General features: G+C 74.3%; 1 protein-coding gene. It reads left to right on the top strand.

Annotated elements, in window-relative coordinates:
• On the top strand, positions 1-3,867 hold a 3,867-nt coding region (locus tag OZN99_RS27305; protein ID WP_270938383.1), incomplete at both ends, for an NAD-glutamate dehydrogenase.

Here is a 3,867-nt window from a genome sequence, read left to right as displayed (position 1 = left end):
CCACCCCGGCCGAGGCGGTCGCCGAGGCCGCCGCCAGCCTCTTCGCCTTCGCCGAGACCCGCCGCCCGCGGGAGGCGAAGGTGCGCGTCGTCCCGCCCGGCCCCGGCCGCGGGCCCCATGCGGTCGTCGAGATCGTCACCGACGACATGCCCTTCCTGGTGGACAGCGCCCTGGCGGCGCTGGCGTTGCGCGGCCGCACCGTGCGTCAGCTGCTGCACCCGATCCTGCCGGTCCGCCGCGACGCCGAAGGACGGCTGCTGGAGATCGCCGGGGACGCGCCGCTGCGCGAGAGCATGATGCGCATCGTGCTGGCGCCCGGGGCGCTGGTGACGCTCGGCGCCGGCCGTCCCGCGCCGGAGCCGGACGACTGGGCGGCGCTGCAGGCGGCGCTGGCCCGCGCCATGGCCGATGTGCGCCTGGCCGTGACCGACTTCGACCCGATGCGCGCCCGGCTGCGCGCCGCCGAGGTCGAGGTGGAGGGGGGCGAGGCGGCGGAGTTCCTGCGCTGGCTGGCCGACGACAACTTCGTCCTGCTCGGCCATCGCCGCATCGCGCTGAACCCGGACGGCACCGCGACGGTGGCGGCGGAGGAGGACCTCGGCCTGCTGCGCGATCCGAAGCTGCCGGTCTTCGACGCGCTGCGCGACCTGCCCCGGCTGCAGCCCGCCGTGCGGGAGACGCTGACGCGCCTGGCCCCCGTCGCGGTCGCCAAGGCCAACATGCGCGCCACGGTGCACCGCCCGCAGCACGCCGACGTGGTGATCACGCGCATCCGCGATGCGGATGGGCGCATCGCCGGCGGGCGGCTCTTCCTCGGCCTCTTCGCCGCCGCCGCCTACAACCGCAACCCGCGCTCCATCCCGCTGCTGCGGGAGAAGGTGCTGCGCATCCTGGCGCGCGCCGGCGTGGACCCGGAGACGCATGACGGCCGCGCGCTGCGCAACATCCTGGACACCTGGCCGCGCGACGAGCTGTTCCAGGCGCCGGAGGAGGCGATCCTGCAGGGCTGCCTGCGCGCGCTGGACCTTTCCATCCGCCCCCGCGCCGCGCTCGTGCTGCGCCGCGACAGCTTCGAGCGCTTCGTCTCCGCCATCGCCTGGCTGCCGCGCGACACCTTCGACACCGGCATGCGCGAGCGCGTCGGCAACCTGATCGCCCGCGCCTTCGCCGGCCGCCTCTCGGCCTTCTACACGTCGCTGGGCGACGCGCCGCTGGCGCGCGTGCACTACGTGATCGGCACCACCCCCGGCGCCGTGCCGGAGGTGGACGATGCCGCGCTGGAAGCCGCCGTCGCCCAGGCCGTGCGCGGCTTCCGCGACCGGCTGGAGGAGGCGCTGGCGCAGGACCGCGGGGAAGCCGAGGCGGCACGCATCCTGGCCCGCTGGCGCGAGGCCTTCCCCCCCGCCTACCGCCAGTCGGAGACGGCGTCGCAGGGCATCGCCGACCTGTCGCTGGCGCAGGAAGCCTCGGCCGGCGACCGGCCCTGGGCCGCGCTCTCGCGCCCGCCCGGCGCGGATGCGCGCACGCTGATGCTGCGGCTCGCCAGCCCCGACGCGCCCCTGTCGCTGTCCGACGCGCTGCCGCTGTTCGAGAGCCTGGACCTCCGCGCCATCGAGGAGGTGCCGCACCGCCTGACGCCGGCCGAGGGGCGGTCCGTCGTGCTGCACGTCTATCGCCTGGAAGCCCGCGCCGACTGCCCGGAGGACCGGCTGCCGCTGGTGACCGGCGCGCTGCACGCGCTGCTGCGCGGCTGGACGGAAGCCGACGGCTTCAACCGCCTGGTGCTGCGCGCCGACCTCGACTGGAAGGAATGCTGGCTGCTGCGCGCGATGTACCGCTGGCTGAAACAGGTCGGCTTCCCCTTCGCGCAGGAGAGCGTGGAGGCCGCGCTGGCCGCCAACCCCGACGCCGCGCGCATCCTGATCGACCTGTTCCACGCCCGCTTCGCCCCCGACGCGGCGGACCGGGACGAGACGAAGCTGGACGCCGACTGGCGGCAGCTGCTGGACGGCGTCTCCAACCCCGACCACGACCGCATCCTGTCGCGCCTGCGCGTGGTGCTGGACGCGATGCTGCGCACCAACTTCTTCCAGCCGAAGGACTACCTGGCCTTCAAGCTGGACAGCGCGCGCGCCGGCGACATGCCGCTGCCCCGCCCGTGGCGCGAGATCTTCGTGCATTCCCCGCGCATGGAGGGCACGCATCTGCGCGCCGGCGCCGTCGCGCGCGGCGGAATCCGCTGGTCCGACCGGCGCGAGGATTTCCGCACCGAGATCCTGGGCCTGATGAAGGCGCAGCGCCTGAAGAACGTCGTCATCGTGCCGACCGGCGCGAAGGGCGGCTTCATCCTAAAGCACCCGCCGCCCGCCAGCGACCGCGACGCCTTCCAGGCCGAAGGCATCGCCGGCTACCGCACGCTGGTGCGCGGCATGCTGGACCTGACGGACAACTTCGAGGGCACGCGCATCGTCACGCCGCCCGGCATCGTCCGCCGCGACGGCGACGATCCCTACATCGTCGCCGCCGCCGACAAGGGCACCGCCACCTTCAGCGACATCGCCAACTCGCTCTCGGCCGAATACGGCTTCTGGCTGGGCGACGCCTTCGCCAGCGGCGGGTCGGCCGGCTACGACCACAAGGGCATGGGCATCACCGCGCGCGGCGCCTGGGTGATGGTGGACCGCCACTTCCAGGAAAGCTTCGGCCACGGCGTGCAGGACGCGCCCTTCACCTGCGCGGGCGTCGGCGACATGTCGGGCGACGTCTTCGGCAACGGGCTGCTGGTCTCCCGCAGGACGAAGCTCGTCGCCGCCTTCGACCACCGCCACATCTTCCTCGACCCCGATCCCGACCCGGAGGCGTCCTATGCGGAGCGGGAGCGGCTGTTCCGCCTGCCGCGCTCCTCCTGGGCCGACTACGACGTGCGGCTGCTCTCGCCCGGCGGCGCGGTGCTGCCGCGCAACGCGAAGTCGCTGCCGCTGTCCGAACAGGCGCGCGCCCTGCTCGGCATCGCGAAGGAGCGCGCCGAGCCCGCCGAGATCATGCGCGCGATCCTGACGCTGCCGGTGGACCTGCTCTACTTCGGCGGCATCGGCACCTATGTGAAGGCCTCCACCGAGACCCAGGCCGAGGCCGGCGACCGCGCCAACGACGCGATCCGCGTGGACGGCGCCGCGCTGCGCTGCAAGGTGCTGGGCGAGGGCGCCAACCTCGGCATCACCCAGGCCGGCCGCATCGAGGCGGCGCGCAGCGGCGTCCGGCTCAACACCGACGCGCTCGACAACAGCGCGGGCGTCTCCACCTCCGACCACGAGGTGAACATCAAGATCCTGCTCGCCGAGGCTGAGCGCGAGGGATCGCTGACGCGCCGCCAGCGCGACGAGCTGCTCGCCGACATGACCGACGAGGTCGCCGCCCTGGTGCTGGCCGACAACCACGCGCAGGCGATCGCCGTGAGCCTGGAGGCGCTCTCCGCCCCCGTGGACCTCGCCGCGCATGGCGCGCTGATGGCGCGGCTGGAAGCTGCCGGCCTGCTGGACCGCGCCGTCGCCGGCCTGCCCGACGAGGCCGCGCTGCGCACGCGCGCCGCCGGCGGCGAGGGCCTGACACGGCCTGAGATCGCAGCGCTGCTGCCATTCGGGAAACTCTGGCTGACCGAGGCGATCGAGGACAGCGCGCTGCCCGACGACCCCGCGCTGGCGCCGCTGCTCGCCTCCTATTTCCCTCAGCCGCTGCGCGAGCGCTTCGGCGCGCTGATCCCGCGCCACCGATTGCGCCGCGAGCTGGTGGCGATGCTGCTGGCGAATGCCGTCGCCAACCGGCTCGGCCCCGCGGCGCTGGCGCGGCTCGCCGGCGCGGGCGGCACGC

It is taken from the genome of Falsiroseomonas oryzae (genome assembly GCF_027856955.1).
Lineage (GTDB): Bacteria > Pseudomonadota > Alphaproteobacteria > Acetobacterales > Acetobacteraceae > Falsiroseomonas > Falsiroseomonas oryzae.
The sequence above is the reverse complement of the archived record's forward strand: the minus strand, read 5'-3'. Positions and strand labels throughout refer to the sequence as shown.